The sequence below is a fragment of the Pseudomonas sp. AB39(2026) genome, assembly GCF_059831485.1.
The window spans coordinates 111,446-130,633 of record NZ_CP195212.1 but is presented as its reverse complement, the minus strand read 5'-3'; the positions used below and the strand labels follow the sequence as shown (position 1 = coordinate 130,633).

18 protein-coding genes and 1 riboswitch are annotated in these 19,188 nt (G+C 62.3%); of the genes, 6 read left to right on the top strand and 12 right to left on the bottom strand.

The window, feature by feature from the left end; genetic code table 11:
* Positions 1 to 5: 5 nt before the first annotated feature.
* The 8 genes from ACSAMW_RS00485 to mntP all read right to left on the bottom strand — a co-directional run bounded on the left by ACSAMW_RS00485 (position 6) and on the right by mntP (position 9,805).
* Entirely contained in the window at positions 6 to 917 is a 912-nt protein-coding gene (locus tag ACSAMW_RS00485) for a hydroxymethylglutaryl-CoA lyase (protein ID WP_500592168.1), read from the bottom strand.
* The gene (locus ACSAMW_RS00480; protein WP_500592167.1) at positions 904 to 2,802 is read right to left on the bottom strand and encodes an ATP-binding protein; all 1,899 of its coding nucleotides are present in this window, start codon (positions 2,800 to 2,802) and stop codon (positions 904 to 906) included. Before ACSAMW_RS00480 ends, ACSAMW_RS00485 begins: the two co-directional genes overlap by 14 nt.
* The gene (locus ACSAMW_RS00475; protein ID WP_500592166.1) at positions 2,799 to 3,611 is read right to left on the bottom strand and encodes an enoyl-CoA hydratase-related protein; all 813 of its coding nucleotides are present in this window, start codon (positions 3,609 to 3,611) and stop codon (positions 2,799 to 2,801) included. The genes ACSAMW_RS00480 and ACSAMW_RS00475 overlap by 4 nt, the downstream gene beginning before the upstream one ends.
* Before the next feature lie 28 nt (positions 3,612 to 3,639).
* Positions 3,640 to 5,247 carry a carboxyl transferase domain-containing protein gene (locus ACSAMW_RS00470; RefSeq protein WP_500592165.1) on the bottom strand — a complete coding sequence of 536 codons (1,608 nt, stop codon included), beginning with the start codon at positions 5,245 to 5,247 and terminating at the stop codon, positions 3,640 to 3,642.
* Positions 5,248 to 5,268: 21 nt separating this feature from the next.
* Entirely contained in the window at positions 5,269 to 6,450 is a 1,182-nt protein-coding gene (locus tag ACSAMW_RS00465; RefSeq protein ID WP_500592164.1) for an isovaleryl-CoA dehydrogenase, read from the bottom strand.
* 72 nt (positions 6,451 to 6,522) lie between these two features.
* Positions 6,523 to 6,906, bottom strand: coding sequence for a MerR family transcriptional regulator (locus ACSAMW_RS00460; protein ID WP_500592163.1), 384 nt, complete (start codon positions 6,904 to 6,906; stop codon positions 6,523 to 6,525).
* A 74-nt stretch (positions 6,907 to 6,980) separates the two neighbouring features.
* Positions 6,981 to 9,044, bottom strand: a complete 2,064-nt coding sequence (locus ACSAMW_RS00455) for a response regulator (RefSeq protein WP_500592162.1) — start codon at positions 9,042 to 9,044, stop codon at positions 6,981 to 6,983.
* Between the two features lie 194 nt (positions 9,045 to 9,238).
* Entirely contained in the window at positions 9,239 to 9,805 is a 567-nt protein-coding gene (gene mntP / locus ACSAMW_RS00450; RefSeq protein ID WP_500592161.1) for a manganese efflux pump MntP, read from the bottom strand.
* Positions 9,806 to 9,808: 3 nt separating this feature from the next.
* Positions 9,809 to 9,982, bottom strand: a riboswitch (yybP-ykoY riboswitch).
* A gap of 136 nt (positions 9,983 to 10,118) precedes the next feature.
* Here mntP and ACSAMW_RS00445 point away from each other — a divergent pair.
* Entirely contained in the window at positions 10,119 to 11,159 is a 1,041-nt protein-coding gene (locus ACSAMW_RS00445; RefSeq protein ID WP_500592160.1) for an SDR family oxidoreductase, read from the top strand.
* Between the two features lie 26 nt (positions 11,160 to 11,185).
* Here ACSAMW_RS00445 and hpxO read toward each other — a convergent pair whose 3' ends face one another.
* On the bottom strand, positions 11,186 to 12,340 hold the full coding sequence (gene hpxO / locus ACSAMW_RS00440) for an FAD-dependent urate hydroxylase HpxO (protein WP_500592159.1): 1,155 nt from the start codon (positions 12,338 to 12,340) through the stop codon (positions 11,186 to 11,188).
* Between the two features lie 287 nt (positions 12,341 to 12,627).
* Between hpxO and ACSAMW_RS00435 the strand changes: the two genes are divergently transcribed.
* The 4 genes from ACSAMW_RS00435 (at position 12,628) to ACSAMW_RS00420 (ending at position 15,032) form a co-directional block, all read left to right on the top strand.
* On the top strand, positions 12,628 to 13,056 hold the full coding sequence (locus ACSAMW_RS00435; RefSeq protein WP_500592158.1) for a DUF2231 domain-containing protein: 429 nt from the start codon (positions 12,628 to 12,630) through the stop codon (positions 13,054 to 13,056).
* On the top strand, positions 13,053 to 14,345 hold the full coding sequence (locus ACSAMW_RS00430) for a PQQ-dependent sugar dehydrogenase (RefSeq protein WP_500592157.1): 1,293 nt from the start codon (positions 13,053 to 13,055) through the stop codon (positions 14,343 to 14,345). Before ACSAMW_RS00435 ends, ACSAMW_RS00430 begins: the two co-directional genes overlap by 4 nt.
* 71 nt (positions 14,346 to 14,416) lie before the next feature.
* Complete coding sequence (locus tag ACSAMW_RS00425; RefSeq protein ID WP_168080408.1) at positions 14,417 to 14,602, top strand: DUF1289 domain-containing protein; 186 nt, start codon at positions 14,417 to 14,419, stop codon at positions 14,600 to 14,602.
* Between the two features lie 73 nt (positions 14,603 to 14,675).
* The gene (locus ACSAMW_RS00420; RefSeq protein ID WP_168080406.1) at positions 14,676 to 15,032 is read left to right on the top strand and encodes a YajD family HNH nuclease; all 357 of its coding nucleotides are present in this window, start codon (positions 14,676 to 14,678) and stop codon (positions 15,030 to 15,032) included.
* Between the two features lie 195 nt (positions 15,033 to 15,227).
* Here the strand turns inward: ACSAMW_RS00420 and deoC are convergent, their stop codons facing one another.
* Complete coding sequence (gene deoC, locus ACSAMW_RS00415; RefSeq protein WP_500592156.1) at positions 15,228 to 15,908, bottom strand: deoxyribose-phosphate aldolase; 681 nt, start codon at positions 15,906 to 15,908, stop codon at positions 15,228 to 15,230.
* Positions 15,909 to 16,006: 98 nt separating this feature from the next.
* On the opposite strand from deoC, the gene deoR reads away from it, so the two are divergent.
* Positions 16,007 to 16,771: a DNA-binding transcriptional repressor DeoR gene (gene deoR / locus ACSAMW_RS00410; RefSeq protein ID WP_500592155.1), complete on the top strand. Its 765-nt coding sequence runs from the start codon at positions 16,007 to 16,009 to the stop codon at positions 16,769 to 16,771.
* Positions 16,772 to 16,775: 4 nt separating this feature from the next.
* Here the strand turns inward: deoR and ACSAMW_RS00405 are convergent, their stop codons facing one another.
* Both ACSAMW_RS00405 and fucP read right to left on the bottom strand, forming a co-directional pair.
* Positions 16,776 to 17,843, bottom strand: coding sequence for an aldose 1-epimerase family protein (locus ACSAMW_RS00405; RefSeq protein ID WP_500592154.1), 1,068 nt, complete (start codon positions 17,841 to 17,843; stop codon positions 16,776 to 16,778).
* A complete protein-coding gene (gene fucP / locus ACSAMW_RS00400) occupies positions 17,840 to 19,171 on the bottom strand; it encodes an L-fucose:H+ symporter permease (protein WP_500592153.1) in 1,332 nt (443 codons plus the stop codon). Before fucP ends, ACSAMW_RS00405 begins: the two co-directional genes overlap by 4 nt.
* Between the last annotated feature and the right edge of the window lie 17 nt (positions 19,172 to 19,188).

The window sequence follows — 19,188 nt, the reverse complement described above, 5'->3', positions numbered from 1 at the left end:
TTGCCCTAGGGCCCTACACCCGATGCTGGCCGTGCCAGGCTTACCTTGGCGTCCGGGACGCGGCCCAGCACGCGGTTAAAGGTCCAGCTCAGGGTTATCAAGGTGTCTAAGGCCACACCCGTTTCAATCCCCAGCCCCTGCAACAGGTACACCAGGTCCTCAGTAGCGAGGTTGCCGCTGGCGCCCTTGGCATAGGGGCAGCCCCCAAGGCCACCCAAGGCGCTGTCGAATACGCTGATGCCTTCCAGCAAACTGGCGTAGACATTGGCCAAGGCCTGGCCATAGGTATTGTGATAGTGCCCGGCCAGTTGCGCGCGTGGTACAGCCTGGCCCACTACGTCGATCAACCGCCGGGTCTGGGTGGCCGTGCCAACTCCGAGGGTGTCGCCCAGGGAGACCTCATAGCACCCCATTTCCAACAACGCCAAGGCCACAGGGCGTACCTGCTCCGGTGTGACCTTGCCGTCGTAAGGGCAGCCCATCACACAGGAGACATAGCCCCGCACCCTGACCCCTTCACTCAACGCCCGCGCCAGCACAGGCTCGAAACGGGCCAGGCTTTGGGCAATGGAACAGTTGATGTTGTGCTGGGAAAACCCTTCGGACGCCGAGGCAAAGACGGCCACCTCGCGCACACCACACGCCAGGGCGTTTTCGAGCCCGCGCAGGTTGGGGACCAGGGCCCCATAGGTCACGCCGGGCGCCTGGCGCATGGCTGCCCACACCGCAGCGGTGTCCGCCATCTGTGGTACCCAGGCCGGGGCCACGAAACTACCGGCTTCGATATACGCCAGCCCAGCGTTCGCCAGGCCATCGATCAGCTCCACCTTCGCCTGGGTCGACACGTGGCCGGCTTCGTTTTGCAGGCCGTCCCGTGGTCCCACTTCCACAATTCGTACGGCGTCAGGCAGGCGCATGGGCGGTGTCCTCCACGGCGACGAGCACAGTGCCTTCGCTCACCTTGTCCCCCTGGGCGCACAGCACGGTGCTTACCGTACCCGCTGCCGGAGCTTTCACCGTGTGTTCCATTTTCATGGCCTCAAGCACCACCAGCGGGGCGCCTGCCTCCACAACCTGGCCTACGTCAACCAGCACGCTGACCACGCGGCCATTCATGGGCGCCGCCAGGCTGCCTGACGCGGCATGGTGCCGCCCTACCAGGGCCAGCGGGTCCACCGCCTGCACCTCGTAGTGCCTGCCCTGCCACTGCAGGTACAGCACATCGCCCCGGCGTACGCCTGTGGCCTGTACGGGTGTATCCGGCAAGAGCACCACCCGTTGCTGTTGCTCGCCACACCGCAGGTGCAGCACTACTTCGGCTGGCCCGGCACTACGCCAACCCTCACGCCGGGCCCAGGGCGAGCCGTTGGTAGGTGGTTCAAAGGTCGCTAGGTAAAGCTGTGCGGCCTGTTGCCAGAACACCTCAGTCAGCGCCGGGGCTGGGGGACACAGCTGTGCCTGGTGCCGCGCAATGAACCCCGTGTCCAACCGAGCCTGGGCAAAGTCGTCATGGGCCAGCACACGCTGCACAAACCTGCGGTTGGTCTTCACGCCCTCTACCGTGGTCTGTTCAAGCATGGCCAGCAGGCGCCGCCGGGCCTCTTCGCGATTCTCCCCCCAGGCAATCAGCTTAGCCAGCATGGGGTCGTAGAACGGTGAGACCTCATCCCCCTCCTGTACGCCACTGTCCACCCGGCGCCCCTCGCCGGGCGGTGGTTCCTGGTACACGGCCAACCGGCCGCTGGCGGGAAGAAAATCCTGGTCTGTGTCTTCAGCATACAACCGTGCTTCGATGGCATGGCCGTGCAAGGGCACGTCAGCCTGGCCGATGGGCAGGGGCTCACCGCTGGCTACTCGCAGTTGCCAGGCCACGAGGTCAAGGCCGGTGATGGCTTCTGTGACCGGGTGTTCCACCTGAAGCCGGGTGTTCATTTCCATGAAATAGAACGTGCCCCGGGCATCGAGCAGAAACTCCACCGTCCCGGCACCGGTGTAACCGATGGCGTTGGCTGCTCGTACCGCCGCCTCACCCATGGCCTGTCGCAGTGCCATAGGCAAGCCGGGCGCAGGCGCCTCTTCGATCACTTTCTGGTGCCGCCGCTGGATGGAACAGTCGCGCTCATGCAGGTAGAGCCCGTTGCCCTGCTGATCAGCAAACACCTGGATTTCCACATGGCGGGGCGCTAGCACGTATTTTTCCACCAATAACCGCGCATCGCCAAACGCCGACAGGGCTTCGCGCCGCGCGGACGCCAACCCTTCGGCCAGCGCAGCGTCGTCTTCCACCACCTTCATGCCTTTGCCCCCACCCCCAGCGCTGGGCTTGAGCAGCACGGGGTAGCCTATCTCCCGCGCAGCAGTGCGGAAGCACTCATCGGCCTGGTCTTCACCATGGTAGCCCGGTACCAGCGGTACCCCAGCCGCAGCCATCAAGGCCTTGGCCGCCGCTTTGCTGCCCATGGCTTCGATGGCACTGGCAGGCGGGCCAATGAACGTCACCCCTCGGGCTTCAAGGGCCCGTGCAAAGGCGGGGTTCTCGGACAGAAAGCCGTACCCAGGGTGCACGGCCTGGGCACCGCTGGCCTCTACGGCAGCCAGGACCTTGTCCATGGCCAGGTAACTCTCCCCCGGTGTTTCGCCGCCTAGGGCGATCGCTTGATCGGCTTCGCGCACATGGCGCGCGTGGCGGTCCACGTCGCTGTACACCGCCACGCACCGAAAGCCCATGGCCTTGGCCGTGCGTAGGATGCGACAGGCGATTTCGCCACGGTTGGCGATCAATACGGTGTCAAACGTGCTCATGGCTGCATCTCCTGCCAGGCGGGCTGCCAGGCGGGCGCGCGTTTCCCCAGAAAGGCGCAAATGCCCTCCTGGCCTTCAGGGCTGGCACGCAGCTGGGCAATCACCTGTTCAGTGCGCCGACGCAGCGGTTCGCTGAGGCCGCCTTCGCCCACTTCCAGCAGTAACGCCTTGCTGGCCCGCATGGCCTGCGGCCCGTTGCGCAGCAGGTTGCGTACCCAGCGTGCTGCGTAGTCATCCAATGCTGCGGGCACGCAGACTTCCGCCAACAAACCCAGGGCCAACCCCTCGGTTGCCGTGAACAGGTCACCCGTCAGGGTATAGCGTCGCGTGGCTCGGCTGCCCAATGCTTGGGCCACATAGGGGCTGATGACAGCCGGTGCCAGGCCCAGGCGCACTTCGGACAGGCAAAAGCGTGCATCCTCTGCGGCAATGGCCATGTCGCAGCAGCTCAACAGCCCAAGGGCCCCTGCAAACGCTGCACCTTGCACCACCGCCAGGGTAGGACACGGCAAGGTGTACAGCCTATGCATCAGGTCACTAAGCCGCCGGGCTTCAGCCAGGTTGGCCTCCAGGCCCAATTGAGCGCTGGCCTGCATCCATTGCAGGTCGGCGCCTGCACTGAAGTGGCGGCCACGGCCGCGCAGCACCAGCAGGCGCACCTGGCTATCAATTTCCACTTGCGCCAACGCGTCATGCAGTTCTTCGATCATCTGGGCGTTGAAGGCGTTATTGACCGCCGGCCGGTTGAGCCACAGGGTAGCTGCGCCGCCGTCATCAGTGAGCAGTTCAAGGGTAGAAAAGCGTGTCATGGCAAAGCCTCTTGGCAAGCGGCGCGGGTTACATGCGGAACACACCAAAACGGGTGTCGGCGATAGGAGCATTGGCTGCAACGGCCAGCGCCAGGCTCAGCACGTCCCGGGTCTGTGCCGGGTCGATGATGCCGTCGTCCCATAACCGGGCGGTGGAGTACAGGGCGGTTGCCTGGTGCTCGTACTGGTCCACCAGCGGCCGCCTCACGGCCTCGATATCGTGTTCAGTAAAGGCCTGACCGCTGCGTGCAGCCTGCTCCTGCTTGACCTGTGCAAGCACGTCAGCCGCCTGGGCGGCGCCCATCACACCGATTTTCGCGTTGGGCCACATCCACAGAAAATTCGGATCGTAGGCACGGCCGCACATGCCGTAGTTACCCGCGCCAAAACTGCCGCCTATGATCACGGTGAACTTGGGCACCTGGGCACAGGCCACGGCGGTGACCAGCTTGGCGCCGTGCTTGGCGATGCCACCGGCTTCGTATTTCTGCCCCACCATGAAGCCGGTGATGTTCTGCAGGAACAGCAACGGGATCTTGCGCTGGCATGCCAGCTCGATGAAGTGCGCGCCTTTTTGGGCGGCCTCCGCAAAGAGAATGCCCTCGTTGGCCAGTACCGCGACCGGGTAGCCACCGATGCGGGCAAACCCGCACACCAGCGTAGTGCCGAACAACGCCTTGAATTCATCCAGGCGTGAATCATCCACCACCCGAGCGATCACTTCACGCACCGCCAGGGGTTGGCGCGGGTCTGCCGGGACGACGCCATACAGTTCGTCTGCGGGGTAACGTGGGGTTATAGGCGCAGCGGGTTGCAGGCTGGCAGCCGGTTGCAGGTTCAGGTTGGCGACACAGCGGCGGGCAATGGCCAGGGCATGGGTATCGTTTTCGGCATAGTGGTCCGCCACGCCAGAAGTGCGGCAGTGTACATCGGCGCCCCCCAGGTCTTCAGCGGTCACTACCTCCCCGGTCGCGGCCTTCACCAAGGGTGGGCCCGCGAGGAAGATCGTGGCCTGCTCGCGCACCATGATGGTTTCGTCGCTCATGGCCGGTACATAGGCACCGCCCGCCGTGCAGGAGCCCATCACCACGGCGATCTGTGCAATGCCCTCGGCGCTGAGGGTGGCCTGGTTGAAGAAAATGCGGCCAAAGTGTTCGCGGTCCGGGAACACCTCATCCTGACGTGGCAGGTTGGCCCCGCCCGAATCCACCAGGTAAAGACAGGGCAAACGGTTCTGCCGTGCGATAGCCTGGGCGCGCAGGTGCTTTTTTACTGTCAGCGGGTAATAACTGCCGCCTTTGACCGTGGCATCGTTGGCGATCACCATGCATTCGATGCCTTCCACACGGCCAATGCCGGTAACCAGCCCAGCCGCCGGCACCTGCTCGTCATACACCTCATGGGCCGCCAGCGGTGCGATTTCCAAGAAGGGAGAACCGGGGTCCAGCAACAGGTTGATGCGCTCGCGGGGCAATAACTTGCCCTTGCCGGTATGGCGAGCCTGGGCCGCTGCCCCACCACCCTGCCGCACCTGCGCCAGCAATTCGTACACATGGTTCACCTGGGCCAGCAAGGCGTCACGGTTGGCCAAGTAGGCCGGGGACCGAACATCAAGGCCCGTGTTCAAGATCGTCATCTGTCACTCCTTTGCCAGGGCTTAACGGGTTTCGTTAAACAGTTCACGGCCGATCAACATGCGCCGGATCTCGCTGGTGCCCGCACCGATCTCGTAGAGCTTGGCGTCACGCCAGATCCGCCCTACGGAGAACTCATTGATGTAGCCATTGCCCCCCAGGATCTGGATGGCCTCCCCGGCCAGCCAAGTGGCCTTTTCCGCTGCGTAGAGAATCACCCCGGCGCAATCCTTGCGCACTTGGCGCGCATGGCCTTCGCCCAGCGCGTCCAGTTGCCGGCCCACGGCATAGAGGTAGGCTCGGCAGGCTTGCTGGGTGGTGTACATGTCCGCCACCTTGCCCTGAATCAGCTGGAACTCGCCGATGCTTTGCCCAAACTGCTTGCGGTCATGGAGGTAGGGCACCACAGCGTCCATGGCAGCTTGCATCAGGCCCAGAGGCCCGCCTGACAGCACGGCGCGTTCGTAGTCGAGGCCGCTCATGAGCACCTTCGTGCCCTGGTTGACCTCACCCAACACATTTTCCAAAGGCACCAGCACGTTATCGAATACCAGTTCGCCGGTGTGCGAGCCGCGCATGCCCAGCTTGTCCAGCTTCTGCGCCACGGAGAAACCAGGGGTGTCGGTCTCGAGAATGAACGCCGTGATGCCTTTGGCCCCGGCCCCTGGGTCTGTCTTGGCATAGACCACCAACACGTTGCAGTCCGGGCCGTTGGTGATCCACATCTTGGTGCCGTTGAGGCGATAGCCGTCCCCTACCCGCTCGGCCTTCAGGCGCATGGATACCACATCCGACCCTGCGTTGGGCTCGCTCATGGCCAGGGCGCCTATGTGTTCACCGGAGATCAGCCGCGGCAGAAAGCGCTGCTTCTGTTCGTGGGTGCCGTTGCGGTTGATCTGGTTCACGCACAAGTTGGAATGCGCGCCATAAGACAGGCCAATGCCCCCTGCGCCACGGGAGACTTCTTCCATGGCCACCATGTGGGCCAGGTAGCCCATGCCGGCACCGCCATAGGCTTCTGGCACGGTGAGCCCCAACAAGCCCATGTCGCCGAACCTGCGCCATAGGGGCATGGGGAACTGGTCGGTGCGGTCGGCCTCCTGAGCCAGGGGTGCAACCTCCTTGGCCACAAACCCCGCGACCGAATCGCGGAGCATGTCGATGTCTTCACCAAGAAAAAAATTCAAGCCGAGGGTCGGGGTCATCACTGGGCACTCTTGTCATTGTTGTATGAGCGTCTGTTGTATGAGCGGCTGTTGCGTGAGCGTGAGGAAGCGTCAGGAAAGGTCGGCCACCTGTTCAAGGGCCGCGCGGCAGCGGTCTTCGGCGGTATCCAGTTCCAGGTTCATCTGCTCGATATCCAGCATCTGCTGCCGGAGCTGGTGACGGCGCTCTTCGATTTTCTCCAGGAACCGGGCCAGCTGCTTGCGGTTGCCTGCCGGGTCGTAGAGGTCGATCAGTTCCTTGCATTCGGCCAGGGAGAAACCAAGGCGTTTTCCGCGCAGGATCAACTTGAGCGTCACCAGGTCCCGCGGATAAAAGATGCGTTCCTGGCCGCGACGTTCTGGCGCCAGCATGCCCTGCTCTTCGTAGAAACGAATGGTACGCGGGGTTACGTCCAGGGCGCGGGCCAGGTCGGAAATGGTGTAGGTCTGGTTCACAGCATCACTCGCCTCAAGGTTTACGTTAACGTAAACGTCGTGACTGGAACTGTCAAATGCTGCTAGCCCTACTCTTAGGTCACTGTCGGGCACTGTACCGCGGCGTGCAATACCTGCAGCAACTGCTCTACCGAATAGGGCTTGTCCAGCAACTCGAAACCGTGGGTGCCCTCCTGGGCGATCACCTGGCTATAGCCACTGGTGAGTACCACAGGCAGCCCAGGGTACAGGCGGCGTATCTCCCGGCCCAGTGCGATACCGTCCATGCCTGGCATCATCACATCGGAGAACACCACATCGAAAGCCTCAGGGTGCTCACGCAGTTCAGTCAGGGCCTGTTCGGCATGGCCGGCCCATGTGGTCTTGTAGCCCAGTTCCAACAGTGCCTGGGTTGCAAAGGTGCCTACGTCCGCGTTGTCCTCGACCACCAGCACTCGCAAGGGACGGCTGGGGCTGGCGGGGTGATCATTCACTGGGCCTTGGTCACTGGTAAGGCATGCCAGGGTCCGGGGAAGGTAGAGCACGAACTCGGCGCCCGCCCCCGGCGTGGTGAACACCCGTACATCACCCCCAGACTGCTTGGCAAAGCCGAACACTTGGCTCAAGCCCAGGCCGGTGCCGTGCCCAACGCTTTTGGTGGTGAAAAACGGCTCGAAAATACGGTCCACATGGTCGGGAGCAATGCCGCTGCCGGTGTCTTTCATGGAAATGGCCACGAAGGGGCCTGCCACGGCCGGTTGGCCGCCCACTTCTGGTATATCCGCCACCACCTGCACCGAAAGCCTCAGCTGACCTTTGCCATTCATGGCGTCACGGGCATTAACGGCCAGGTTGATCAGTGCCGCATCGAACTGAGCCGTGTCGGCATGGGCGAAACAGGCCGGCACGCTGAGAGCGAGCGTGGTCTCGATGCCCGACCCTGTGAGGGTTTCGATCATTTCTACAAGGTTGCGCACGCTTTGCGAGACATCGAACGTTTCGGGCTTCAAGCTTTGCCGTCGGGAAAAGGCCAACAGTTGGGAAGTAATGCGGGTGGCGCGGTTCACCGCGTCGGAGATGGCGGACATGTAACGGCTGCGGCGCTCCTCAGGCAGGTTCGGGCGTTTGAGCAGGTCCACCGAAGAGCGCACCACGGTCAACAGGTTGTTGAAGTCATGGGCGACGCCGCCCGTGAGCTGGCCCAGGGCCTCCAGTTTCTGGGCCTGGCGAAGCTGGTCTTCAGCCTTGGCGCGTTCCTCCACCGCCTCGCAAATACGCTGCTCCAGCGTACTGTTCAGTTCGGCCATGCCAATTTCGAGCAGTTTCTGATCCGTGATGTCCTGCACCAGCCCGAACATTTTCACCACTTGGCCCATGGCATTCACCTGAGAGGTGCTATGGGCGCGTATCCAGCGCACAGCATGGTCGTCCGCGCGCTGAATGCGGCATTCGAAGTTCCAGCCCGTGCCGTGTTCAGCCGCCTGTCGGTAAGCTGATTCCACCGCATCGCGGTCTTCGGGCAGTACATGGCTCAGGAAGGTGGGGAACCCCCACTCCGCCACAGGCTCAGGGTGGCCGAAAATCTGATCGTGCCGCAGGGCACGCACCGAGGTGTTGGTGAGCACGTCCAGTTCCCACTCGCCTATCTGGCCGGCCTCTACAGCCAGGCGCAACCGTGTTTCGCTGTCCCGCAGCGTGGCCAGCCACTCGTGCTGAGCGGCACCGGCGAGCGCGGTAGCAGTGGTGTCTGTCACCAGGTGAAACAACCCGCCAACGCCCCCGCTTTCGTCGCGGATGGGTGAGGTGGACACGGTAAAGGAGGCGCCTCCCCCGTGCGCGGCGCGCTCAACACCTATGTGTTGCGGTTCCAAGTGTACAGCCTGCCCGGCCTTGGCCCTGGCAAAGAGATCACGGGTGGCCTCCCAGGCACTGGCCCAAGTGACGTGATACGCCTCGCCGAGCGCCTGGGGGTGTCGCTCGCCACACAGTGCGCGGTAGCGGTCGTTGTAAAGCTGAGTATTCTCGTCTCCCCAGGTGATGCTGATGGGGGCATCGGCGGCCAGGCACAGGCTGACGGCCGTACGCAGGCTTTGTGGCCATTGATCGATCGGCCCCAATGGGGTAGCCGCCCAGTCCTTGGCTTCGATCAGGGCAGCCATATCGCCGCCGCCAGATAAGAACGTATGAGACATCACCAGGTCGGCCTAATCAGGTATGCAGGAGGAACGAAACGGCCTATGAACACGTGGGTGCTCAAGTGGCCGCGCAGCGCCTGAAGCCACGCCACCCGCCTTCGCTTTTTACGGGATATTGCAGGCTTTCGCCACTGCCGTTGCGCTAACGCCTCCAAGCTTCATGCTGCCGACAAGTGTTCGTACAAAATGGTCGCGCCAATCAGGATCAGCATCACCCCACCCGCCATTTCTGCACGGCGCCCGGCCAAGGTGCCTAGCACGCGTCCCAACAGGGTGCCAACCGTGACCATCACGGTGGTCGCCACGCCAATGGCCGCCGCTGCCACCAGGATATTCACGTTGATGAACGCCAGCCCTACACCTACCGCCAGTGCATCGATACTGGTGGCTACCGCCGTGGTTGCCAGCATGAAGAAGGAATGGTGCGAGGCTTTTTCTTCTTCCTCGTGATCCCCCTGCAGCCCGTTGTAGATCATGTGGGCGCCCAGCAACAGCAATAGCGTGAACGCGATCCAGTGGTCCCAGCTTTCCACAAAACTGGAAGCGGCGCGCCCAAGCAGCCAGCCGATCACCGGCGTGATCGCTTCGATGGCGCCGAAGATCACGCCTGTACGCAACGCTTGGGAAAAACGCGGCTTATGCAGCGCCGAGCCTTTGGCAACAGCGGCCGCAAAGGCGTCGGTGGACATGGCCATGGCTAGAAAAAACAGGGAAATGGGATTCAACGCAACCGCTCCGGCCGGGCAACGAAGACAACGACTCACCGCAGGCCCGACTGGCCACGACAGGTCGTTGGTCTCGCCAACCAAAGCGGTGTTCGTACCACGGCGGCTGCCGAGAATGTTGATACGAACGCACCAGGCGCTCACGCCAGGTACAGGCTACTCCCCAAAGCGAAGCGAAGGGTAAAGCGTGGTTTGTCAAAAAAACGTGATGCCTGAAAGGGATCGAATTTACCCAGCCCTCGTCTGTCCACGCTGTTACAGACGCACGGCCCTTCACGGCAGTGCGCGTTTACCGCGCAGACGGAGTATCCCCATGACCAACCACATACTCATTGCCGGCGCCAGTGGCGTGATCGGCCAAGCTGTACTGGACGCCTTCGTGGCGGCTGGCTGGAAAACCAGCACGGTGAGCCGCTCTACCACGCCACCCAGTGCCCAGCCCCACCTCTCGGCGGACCTGGCAGACCCGGCCAGCCTGGCCCGTCATACCCAAGCCCTGGCCAGCGTGACGCACCTGTTCTACAGCGCGCTCAAGCCTGATCCGGACCCGGCGACCGAAGCCAATGAAAACGCCGCCATGTTCGAACACCTGGTGAACGCCTTGCGTACGGCGGGTGCGAAGCTGGAGCGCATCACCTTCGTGCAGGGTGGCAAGGTGTATGGCGCTCACCTGGGGGTATACAAGACCCCCGCCCGTGAAGACGACAGCCGCCACTTCCCGCCCAACCTCTACTTCCGCCATGAGGATTTCGCCCGCGCCCTGGAAGCTGAAGGTATTCCTTGGACCGCCCTGCGCCCAGACATTGTGGTGGGGCACTCGCTGGGTTCGGCCATGAACCTGGGCAACCTGATCGGGTTGTACGGGGCACTCTGCCGGGAGACGGGTACTGCCATGCAGTTCCCCGGCCCCGAACGGGCCTACCGCAACGCCCTGGTGAATGTGACCTCGGCCGAGCTGATTGGTGAGGCGGCCCTGTGGGCCGTGGAAAACAAGGCAGACGGTGCCTATAACATCACCAACGGTGACGTGTTCCGTTGGAGTCACGTATGGCCCAAGCTGGCGGCCTGGTTTGGTGTGGAGGTCGGCGAACCGCAGCCCATTTCACTGGCTCAGCGAATCGAAGCCATGCGGCCGGTCTGGCAGCAGCTGGCGGCCCGTGAAGGCCTTGCCGAAACGGACATTGACCGCATTGCCCTAGGCGCTTTCGGGGACTTTATCTTCCATGTGGAAACGGACGCTATCTTCGATGTGACCAAGGCCCGCCAGGCCGGCTTTTCGAACATGGTGCTACGCTCCGATGACGCTTTTATCGCTCATCTGGAAGGCATGCGAGCGCGCAAGCTTATCCCCTGACCCATCGATAGCCTCGCGGGGAGCGCCTACAGTGGCCCTCCCTGGGCGGTTTTAATCAGCCCGCCCAGAATGTCGCGCTCGCTCCCAGGCAGCTCCCGGTACCAGGCTTGAGTGGCGGCTGGGTCCTCCCCATGGATGATTGCCGCACGCTCGCGCGCTTTGAGCACCAGCCCAGCCACACGGTCAGCGCGCTCATGTTCATAGGCAGTCAAGCCGGTGTTAAGTGTATCGGCGCGTTCAAGGCAGCGTGCCAGTACCCAGGCGTCTTCCATGGCCTGGCAACCGCCCTGGCCGATGTTGGGTGTCATAGCGTGGGCGGCATCGCCCAACAACGCCACTCGGCCCGTCACTAGGCGGGGTACGCGACGGGTGTCGTGGATTTCTACCCGTGCCACGGCAGCGGGGTCCAGCTGTTCGATCAACTGTTGCACCGGTGTGGCCCATTCCTCGAAATGCTTTTGCAGTTCGGCGCGATACTGCTCACGCACATTGGGCGTACCTGCAGGCAGAGGGACGTCGAAAAAGAAATAGAATTCGTCAGTGCCCATGGGCATGAGCGAGACCCGCTTGTGCTCACCCACGAACTGCGCCCATTCGTAGGGATCACCCAGCGCCGCATCCATGCGTATACGGCCGTTCCAGTTCACATACCCGCAGTAGTGCCGGTCGATGGCCTCACCGGCCACAGCACTGCGTAGGGTGGAGTGCGTGCCATTAGCCGCCACCAATAGGTCGGCGGTAACGGCCTCGCCGTTGGACAAGTGCACGCAAACACCCTCGGCGGTTTCGGTATAGCTTTCGCACCCTACGCCCAGGGTAACTGCCTCCTCACCCACGGCCTCCAGCAGCAGCTGCTGCAAGGCGGCCCTGGCAATGGGGCAGGCGCGCTGCTGCACCTGCTGGTACAGCGGCGCCAGGCTGAACCGCGTCAGCAGCCCGCCGGTATGGCTGAAATAGCTCATGGCCCGCATGTCCCCAGCCACCGCCTCGGCTGCTGCACCCACGCCCAAGGCGTGTAGCACCTTCATGCCATTGGGCCAGATGGAAATGGCTGCGCCTACCGGCGCCAGGGTGGTTGCGCGTTCATACAGGTGCACCTGATGCCCTGCCTGGCGCAAGGCGATAGCTGCACACAACCCGCCCATGCCGGCGCCGGCGATTACCACAGTGAGGTTTTGCATGGTCGTCCTGAATATTGGTTGAACTGTAGTGAATTTAAAGCAAGAAGCTGACCAAGTAGTCAACTGCTATGCCCCGGCCAGGTACCTTGTTCTGACTGGGCAACGCAGCGCCAAGCCAGTGCGGCCTCCCCTGGGTTGCACCGGGCTGGCGCAAGACGGCGCGCAGGGTTCCGCGCCTTGGGCATGAAATAAAGGTGAACTAACGTTTAGGTATGGCAATCCTTCCTTGTGCGCATTGAACAAGAACCTCACAGGCCAGCCGGTGTGCTGACCGTCAAGGAGCTGCCATGACCACGTCCCCTCACCTTGCCTTCCGGCACACGCCGGGCCCGCTTCACGGGACCCTGCTCGCCGGCACAGTGCCGCTGTTTCTGGGCGGCCTGCTGAGCGATATCGCCTACTACAACAGCTACCAGATCCAGTGGAGCAACTTCGCCGCCTGGTTGATTGCCGGGGGCCTGCTGTTCTGCGGCCTGGCCGTGCTGTTTGCACTGGGCAACCTGGTGCGTGCTCGGCACAAAGCCGGGCGCCCGGTGGCGTATCTGCTGTTGCTGGTGGTCACATGGGTACTGGGGCTGGTGAACGCCTTCGAGCATGCCAAGGATGCCTGGGCTGTCATGCCCTCGGGCCTGATCCTTTCAGTCGTTGTCACAGTACTGGCGTGCATCGCCACCTGGGTCGGCATGAGCAACCTGCGGTCGGAGGGTGAAGCATGAAACAGACACACGCATTGACGGCGTTGAGCATGGCCCTTTTGTTGAGCGCCTGCGGGGGTGAAGCGGACAGCGTCCAGTCCCACGGGGCAGACCCAAAGATGCCCGAAGCTCAACGGGGCTTGCTGCCCAGCATGAAAATCGCCGAACCCGTGGCCTGGGGTGACCAGAAGCCCACGGTCCCAGACGGCTTTAAGGTGTCAGCCATCGCCACCGACCTGAAGGTGCCGCGCCAGACCCTGGTGCTGCCCAATGGCGACATTCTGGTGGCCGAAGGCAAGGGTGGCAGTGCCGCCAAGCTCAAGCCCAAGGACGTGATCGCCAGCTACATCAAGGCCCAGGGCAACACCAAGGTCAAAGGTGGCAACCGCCTGACCCTGCTGCGGGATGCCGACGGCGATGGCGTGTATGAAATGAACACGGTGTTTGCGGAAAATCTGAATGCGCCCTACGGCCTGGCGTTTGCCAATGGCAAGGTGTACGTGGCCAATCAGGACGCCTTGGTGAGCTTTGATTACACCGACGGCCAGACCAAGGCAGCCAGCGCGCCCACCAAGGTCACGGACCTGCCCTCGGAGATCAACCACCACTGGACCAAGTCCCTGGCAGCCAGCCCGGACGGTCGCTTCTTGTATGTGGGCATAGGCTCCAACAGCAATGTGACCGAGCGCGGCATGGAAGTGGAAATCGACCGTGCACAGATCTGGCAGATCGACGCCACTACCGGCGCGCACAGGCCCTACGCCACAGGCACGCGCAACCCCACCGCCCTCAAAATCCAGCCCGGTACCGAACAACTGTGGGCCGTGGCCAACGAACGGGATGAGTTGGGCCCGGACCTGGTACCTGATTACCTGACCTCCATCCGCGAAGGGGCTTTCTACGGCTGGCCGTACAGCTATTGGGGCCAGAACGTGGACACCCGTGCCCAGCCTCAGAACCCTGAAAAAGTGGCTTCGGCCGTGAAGCCGGACTACAGCCTGGGCTCCCACGTGGCGGCATTGGGGCTGGACTTCTCGTTACCCGCCATGGGTGATAAATACGGCAGCGGTGTATTTGTAGGCGAACACGGCAGCTGGAACCGGGACAACCCGGTGGGCTATAAGGTGGTCTTTGTGCCCTTTACCAATGGCAAGCCATCGGGCGACGCGGTTGATTTCGCCACGGGCTTCCGCGGCCAGGATGGCAAGACCCGTGGCCGCCCGGTGGGCGTGACCGTCGACCCACGTGGTGCCCTGATTGTGGCCGATGACTTGGCCGGTATCATCTGGCGGGTTACTCGCACGCAGTAACACCTTGCCTGAACGGGCATCTGTGACAGGGCCCGTTCAGGCTATTCCCCCATTGCCTCAGCGAGGCCCCTTTGGCTAAAGACGTCGAAAACCCCTGTACCTCCAATTGCAAACTCAGTGACGGTGTCTGCCGAGGTTGCGGTCGCTCCAAGGAGGAGATCAAAAGCTGGAAAAGCCTCAAGCGCCCCGACAAGGCCGCCGTGGTCAAGCGCGCCCATGAACGGATGAAAGCCATGAAGGGCAAGAAAAAAAAGTAGGGCTCACCCGGCCCTACTTTTTGTAGCGCTATTGGCTATAAGATAGCGGGGTCTTCTACCCTACGGGTGCACCATGGCCACCGATACGTCCAAACTCGACCGAATCCTCGCCGAAACCCAGCGCGAGCGCGAAAGCGGCTACCGCGACAAAGCGCTCAAGATGTACCCCCACGTGTGCGGCCGCTGCGCCCGTGAGTTCGCCGGTAAACGCCTGAGCGAGTTGACGGTGCACCATCGCGACCACAACCATGACAACAACCCTCAAGACGGCTCCAACTGGGAGCTGCTGTGCCTGTATTGCCATGACAACGAACACGCCCGCTATACCGACCAGCAGTATTTCGGCGAAGGCTCGCTCAGCACACCGAAAGTGGCCAAAGCCACCCACAATCCCTTCGCCGCACTGGCGGGGCTGATGAAGAAGGACTAACGCCGCCTGTTCCCCGGCTCTGCCAGGGCAAGCCGCCACCTTCCTGTGGGACCGGTCGTAGCCGAAGGCGGAGGCCGGGAACAGATTGCCGAGGTGTGGCGCCTGATCGGGTTCGTCCGCTGCGCGAACTCCTACAGGCCTACGCGTTGCCTGTTGGACCGGACATAGCCAAAGGCGAAGGCCAGGAACCTCGGCTCAGTAACCGCTACCGCCCTGCGCACCGGTCACAATGGCAATGCCTGAACTGGTCCCTAGGCGGGTGGCACCGGCTTCAATCATGGCCTGTGCCGTAGCAGCATCGCGTACGCCCCCAGAAGCTTTCACACCCAGGTCCGGGCCGACCACACGGCGCATCAGTGCCACATCCTCCAGCGTTGCGCCACTGCGGCTGAAACCGGTAGAGGTTTTCACAAAGGCTACGCCCAGGTCGCGGCAGATCTCACAGGCGCGCACCTTCTGCGCGTCATTCAGCAGGCAGGTTTCTAGAATCACTTTCAGCGGTACCTCGCCGCACGCTTCCAATACGGCGGCAATGTCGTCACGCACGGCATCGAACAGCCCGTCCTTGAGCCAGCCAATGTTCAGCACCATATCGACTTCACCCGCACCGGCGGCAATGGCCTGCTGGGTTTCATAGGCTTTGCTGGCGGACAACCCGGCGCCCAAGGGGAAGCCCACCACGGCGCATACCTTTACATCGGCACCCTGAAGCTGCTCGGCTGCATAAGGCACGTTCGCAGAGTTCACACACACCGAGTAGAACCCGTGAGTGCGGGCTTCGTTACACAATGTGGCAAGCTGGGCACGGCTGGCGTCGGCGGCGAGCAAGGTGTGATCGATCATCTTGGCGAGTTCAGCGGGGGAATACGTGGTCATCGGGCGGTCCTGATCAATGGGCGGACGTGCAAGCACGTTATTGGATTAACATAAGATGTTAGTATTACAACATACATGACCTACGGCTGGAATGCTCAATGCACGTAAAAAAAACCGATCGGATTCGCATAATCCAGCAGGCACTACAGGACCAGAAAGCCATTCATTTGCGTGAAATGGCCGCGTTGCTTGAGGTGTCCGAGATGACACTGCGCCGCGACCTGAGTCGCCACCCCGAGCAACTGCGGCTATTGGGGGGCTACATCACCCGCGCCCACGACGAAGCGGAGCCAGGGGACTACCGTGTCACCGAGCAAGGCACCCGGCATGTGGAAGAGAAACGCCGGATCGGCAAGCTTGCCGCCAGTTTCATTCAGCCGGGCGACACCGTGTTCTTCGACTGCGGCACTACAGTGCCTTTTGTTGTGGATTTCATTCCGGATGACCTGGCCTTCACCGCAGTGTGCAACTCCCTGAACGTACTGCTCAAGCTGCAGCAAAAGCCCAACTGCACCCTTGTGTTATGCGGGGGCAGCTTCCACCGGCAGAACCAGGTGTTCGAAAGCCGCGCCGAGGCCAGCATCCTCAACGAGCTGCGGCTGAGCTGGGCGTTCATCTCTGCCGCCGGCGTAAGCCTGGACTTGGGCGTAACCTGCTTCAACTTCCATGAAGTAGGCGTCAAGCAGCAGGTGATGCGCCAGGCACGGCAATGCATGCTGCTGGCGGATCACTCCAAGTTCGATGCAGTGCGTACCGCCCATTTCGGTGCGCTGGAAAACTTCCACTGCGTGGTCAGCGACAAGAAAATCCCCCGGGCCTACCGTGAGGCCATTGAAGCCCAGGGGGCGCAGCTGGTTATCTAGCGTTTTAAATTGCCAGGGCTTGCCGCTCGCTGGCACTCAGGTAGCCGGTGGTCAGGCTGAACACCGCCCGCTCCCCTGGCGCCAGGCTGCGTACCGTGCCTTTGGCGCGTTCGGCGTGGTAGCCCTCTGGCTCGCAGGTGGCCGGCAGTATGAAGGCGCCCACCTGCTGGTCCACATTGTGCAATACCCAGCGCGTGGCATGGCTGAACTGTTCGGGGCTGTAACGGGTGTAGAACGCCGCGCCGTCGGGGTGCTCCAGGAAGAAATGCGCCTGGCCCTGTGCATCGGCCTGCACCCCTTCGAAGAAGCTCACCACTTCAGGGTCATACAGTGCCGGGGAGTCCAGCACCTGCAGCCTGGCCGGGTCCGCGGTCAAGTCGGCCATGTAGGCCTTCCAGTGCTCTGTAGGGTGTACATGGGCCGGCACGCTAGTACGCATCCGCTGGCGCTCGAACCCCAATGGCTGGCTGAAGCGCCCACCTTCCACATAGGCATAATTCATGTGGGCCATGTACATCAGGTCCATGGGCTTGCCGGCCTGGTTAAGCACCTGCATACCGATCTCGAACAGCCCGCTGTCCGGGCGCAGGGTCACGCTGGGGCTGGCGCGGTAACGGTCGCCGAAGCCCTGCACATAGTCATAGTCCCCGGTCAGGCGCAGGTAGGCGCCCGCCTCGTCTTCGCCCACTTCCAGCCAGGCACGGTCCATGGGCGCACAGGGCATTTCGCCATGAAGGGGATGATCGTCTTCAGGGGCCGGGCAGCCATTGCGCAGCAGGCCGGCATGGAACATGAAACACCCATAGGTGCCCATGATGGTCGGCGTCGGCCGTGGCTGGTCGAACAGGTTCAGCATGGTCAGGTTATGGCCGTCGAACTCGGCAGCCCAGATCATCTGGCCCTGCCAAGGCAGTACCACCAGCCGGCCACGGCTGTTTTCCAAGGACAGCGCTTTCACCCCGCTGGGGTAGGTAAAGGCGTGAGCGCTCAAGCGTTCCGATTCCAGAACAGGCTTGGCGGTATCGCTCCACAGTTGCGGGTACAGGGGCAGGCGCATCATTTCACGGCTCATTGGGGCACCGCAGCCGCCACAGTGGCGACATGAGGCTGGGGTTGACGAAGGCACCGCAGCGCATAGGCCACGATCACCACGAAGCACAGCAGCGGCACACTATAAGCGATTTGCATGTTGCCGCCGTTGGCATCGCTGAGCAGGCCTTGGAAGATGGGAATCACGCCGCCGCCAACGATGCTCATCACCAGCAGCGAACCGCCCACGCCAGTGTCTTCACCCAGCCCGTCGATGGTCAGGCCGTAAATGGTCGGCCAGCACGGCCCCAGGAAAATGCTCACGCCCACGGCGGCGTATACGGCCGTGATGTTAGGCACCAGAATGGTATAGGCCAGCAACACAATGCACAGTACGCCGTAGAGGGCCAGCACCTTGGCGGGGTGCAACTTGCGCATCAGCAGGTTGGCGACCATCTTGCCTACGAAGTAGGCCGCGAACGTGGTCAGCAGGAACCAGGAAGCACTGCGTTCATTCATACCTCCCATCTGCATGGCCAGGCGAATGGTAAAGCTCCATACGCCCACCTGAGCGCCCACATATAGGAACTGAGTGAGCACACCGAAGCAGAAGCGCGGGTTTCGACGCAGCCGCCCAAGGCTTTCACTGATACTGGCCTTGGGTGTGGCCTCGGTGCGGTTGCCCTTGCACGCGGGGAAGCGCGTGAAGGCAATGAGCACGAACATCAGGGCCAGCACCGCGATCATCCACTGGTACGGCAACAGGGTGGACTGGATCATCTCCAGCTGTTGCACAGCAGCATCAGCTGGCGTCATCTGGGTGAGTTGTTCACGGGTGGCGTCGGTGTCCTTGAACATCACAAAGCTGCCCACGTACACGCCGGTCATGGCACCGAACGGGTGGAAGGTCTGTGAAATGTTCAAGCGGCGGGTTCCGGATTCCCGTGGCCCCATCAGGGTGGAATAGGTGTTGCTGGCCGTTTCCAGGAACGACAGGCCTGCCGCGATCACGAACAGCGCCATCAGGAACATGCTGTACTTGGCCATGGACGCTGCCGGGAAGAACAGCGAGCAGCCGGCCATGTACAGCACCAGGCCCACCAGAATGGTGGTCTTGTAACTGAACCGACGCACCACAATGGCCGCAGGAATCGCCACAAAGAAGTAACCTAGGTAGAACGCCGATTGCACAAAGGCCGTCTGGAAATCACTGAGCAGGAACGCCTTCTTGAAGTGGGCGATCAACACGTCGTTCATGCTGGCCGCAGCGGCCCACAAGGCAAAGATGCAGCACAGCAGGAAAAAGGCAAACCAGGGGGTACGGTTCAGGTAGAACCCGTCCGCCGAGGGCTGCAGCGCAGGCTTGTTCATTATTGTTCTCCGCGAAA

What these genes read in the sequence shown, in the direction of transcription:
- ACSAMW_RS00465 (WP_500592164.1), bottom strand. Translation starts at nt 6,450, where the DNA reads ATGACCCCGACCCTCGGCTTGAATTTTTTTCTTGGTGAAGACATCGAC.
- ACSAMW_RS00445 (WP_500592160.1), top strand. Translation starts at nt 10,119, where the DNA reads ATGACCAACCACATACTCATTGCCGGCGCCAGTGGCGTGATCGGCCAA.
- ACSAMW_RS00480 (WP_500592167.1), bottom strand. Translation starts at nt 2,802, where the DNA reads ATGAGCACGTTTGACACCGTATTGATCGCCAACCGTGGCGAAATCGCC.
- ACSAMW_RS00435 (WP_500592158.1), top strand. Translation starts at nt 12,628, where the DNA reads ATGACCACGTCCCCTCACCTTGCCTTCCGGCACACGCCGGGCCCGCTT.
- ACSAMW_RS00475 (WP_500592166.1), bottom strand. Translation starts at nt 3,611, where the DNA reads ATGACACGCTTTTCTACCCTTGAACTGCTCACTGATGACGGCGGCGCA.
- ACSAMW_RS00485 (WP_500592168.1), bottom strand. Translation starts at nt 917, where the DNA reads ATGCGCCTGCCTGACGCCGTACGAATTGTGGAAGTGGGACCACGGGAC.
- deoR (WP_500592155.1), top strand. Translation starts at nt 16,007, where the DNA reads ATGCACGTAAAAAAAACCGATCGGATTCGCATAATCCAGCAGGCACTA.
- ACSAMW_RS00430 (WP_500592157.1), top strand. Translation starts at nt 13,053, where the DNA reads ATGAAACAGACACACGCATTGACGGCGTTGAGCATGGCCCTTTTGTTG.
- deoC (WP_500592156.1), bottom strand. Translation starts at nt 15,908, where the DNA reads ATGACCACGTATTCCCCCGCTGAACTCGCCAAGATGATCGATCACACC.
- fucP (WP_500592153.1), bottom strand. Translation starts at nt 19,171, where the DNA reads ATGAACAAGCCTGCGCTGCAGCCCTCGGCGGACGGGTTCTACCTGAAC.
- ACSAMW_RS00455 (WP_500592162.1), bottom strand. Translation starts at nt 9,044, where the DNA reads ATGGCTGCCCTGATCGAAGCCAAGGACTGGGCGGCTACCCCATTGGGG.
- hpxO (WP_500592159.1), bottom strand. Translation starts at nt 12,340, where the DNA reads ATGCAAAACCTCACTGTGGTAATCGCCGGCGCCGGCATGGGCGGGTTG.
- ACSAMW_RS00405 (WP_500592154.1), bottom strand. Translation starts at nt 17,843, where the DNA reads ATGAGCCGTGAAATGATGCGCCTGCCCCTGTACCCGCAACTGTGGAGC.
- ACSAMW_RS00470 (WP_500592165.1), bottom strand. Translation starts at nt 5,247, where the DNA reads ATGACGATCTTGAACACGGGCCTTGATGTTCGGTCCCCGGCCTACTTG.
- ACSAMW_RS00420 (WP_168080406.1), top strand. Translation starts at nt 14,676, where the DNA reads ATGGCCACCGATACGTCCAAACTCGACCGAATCCTCGCCGAAACCCAG.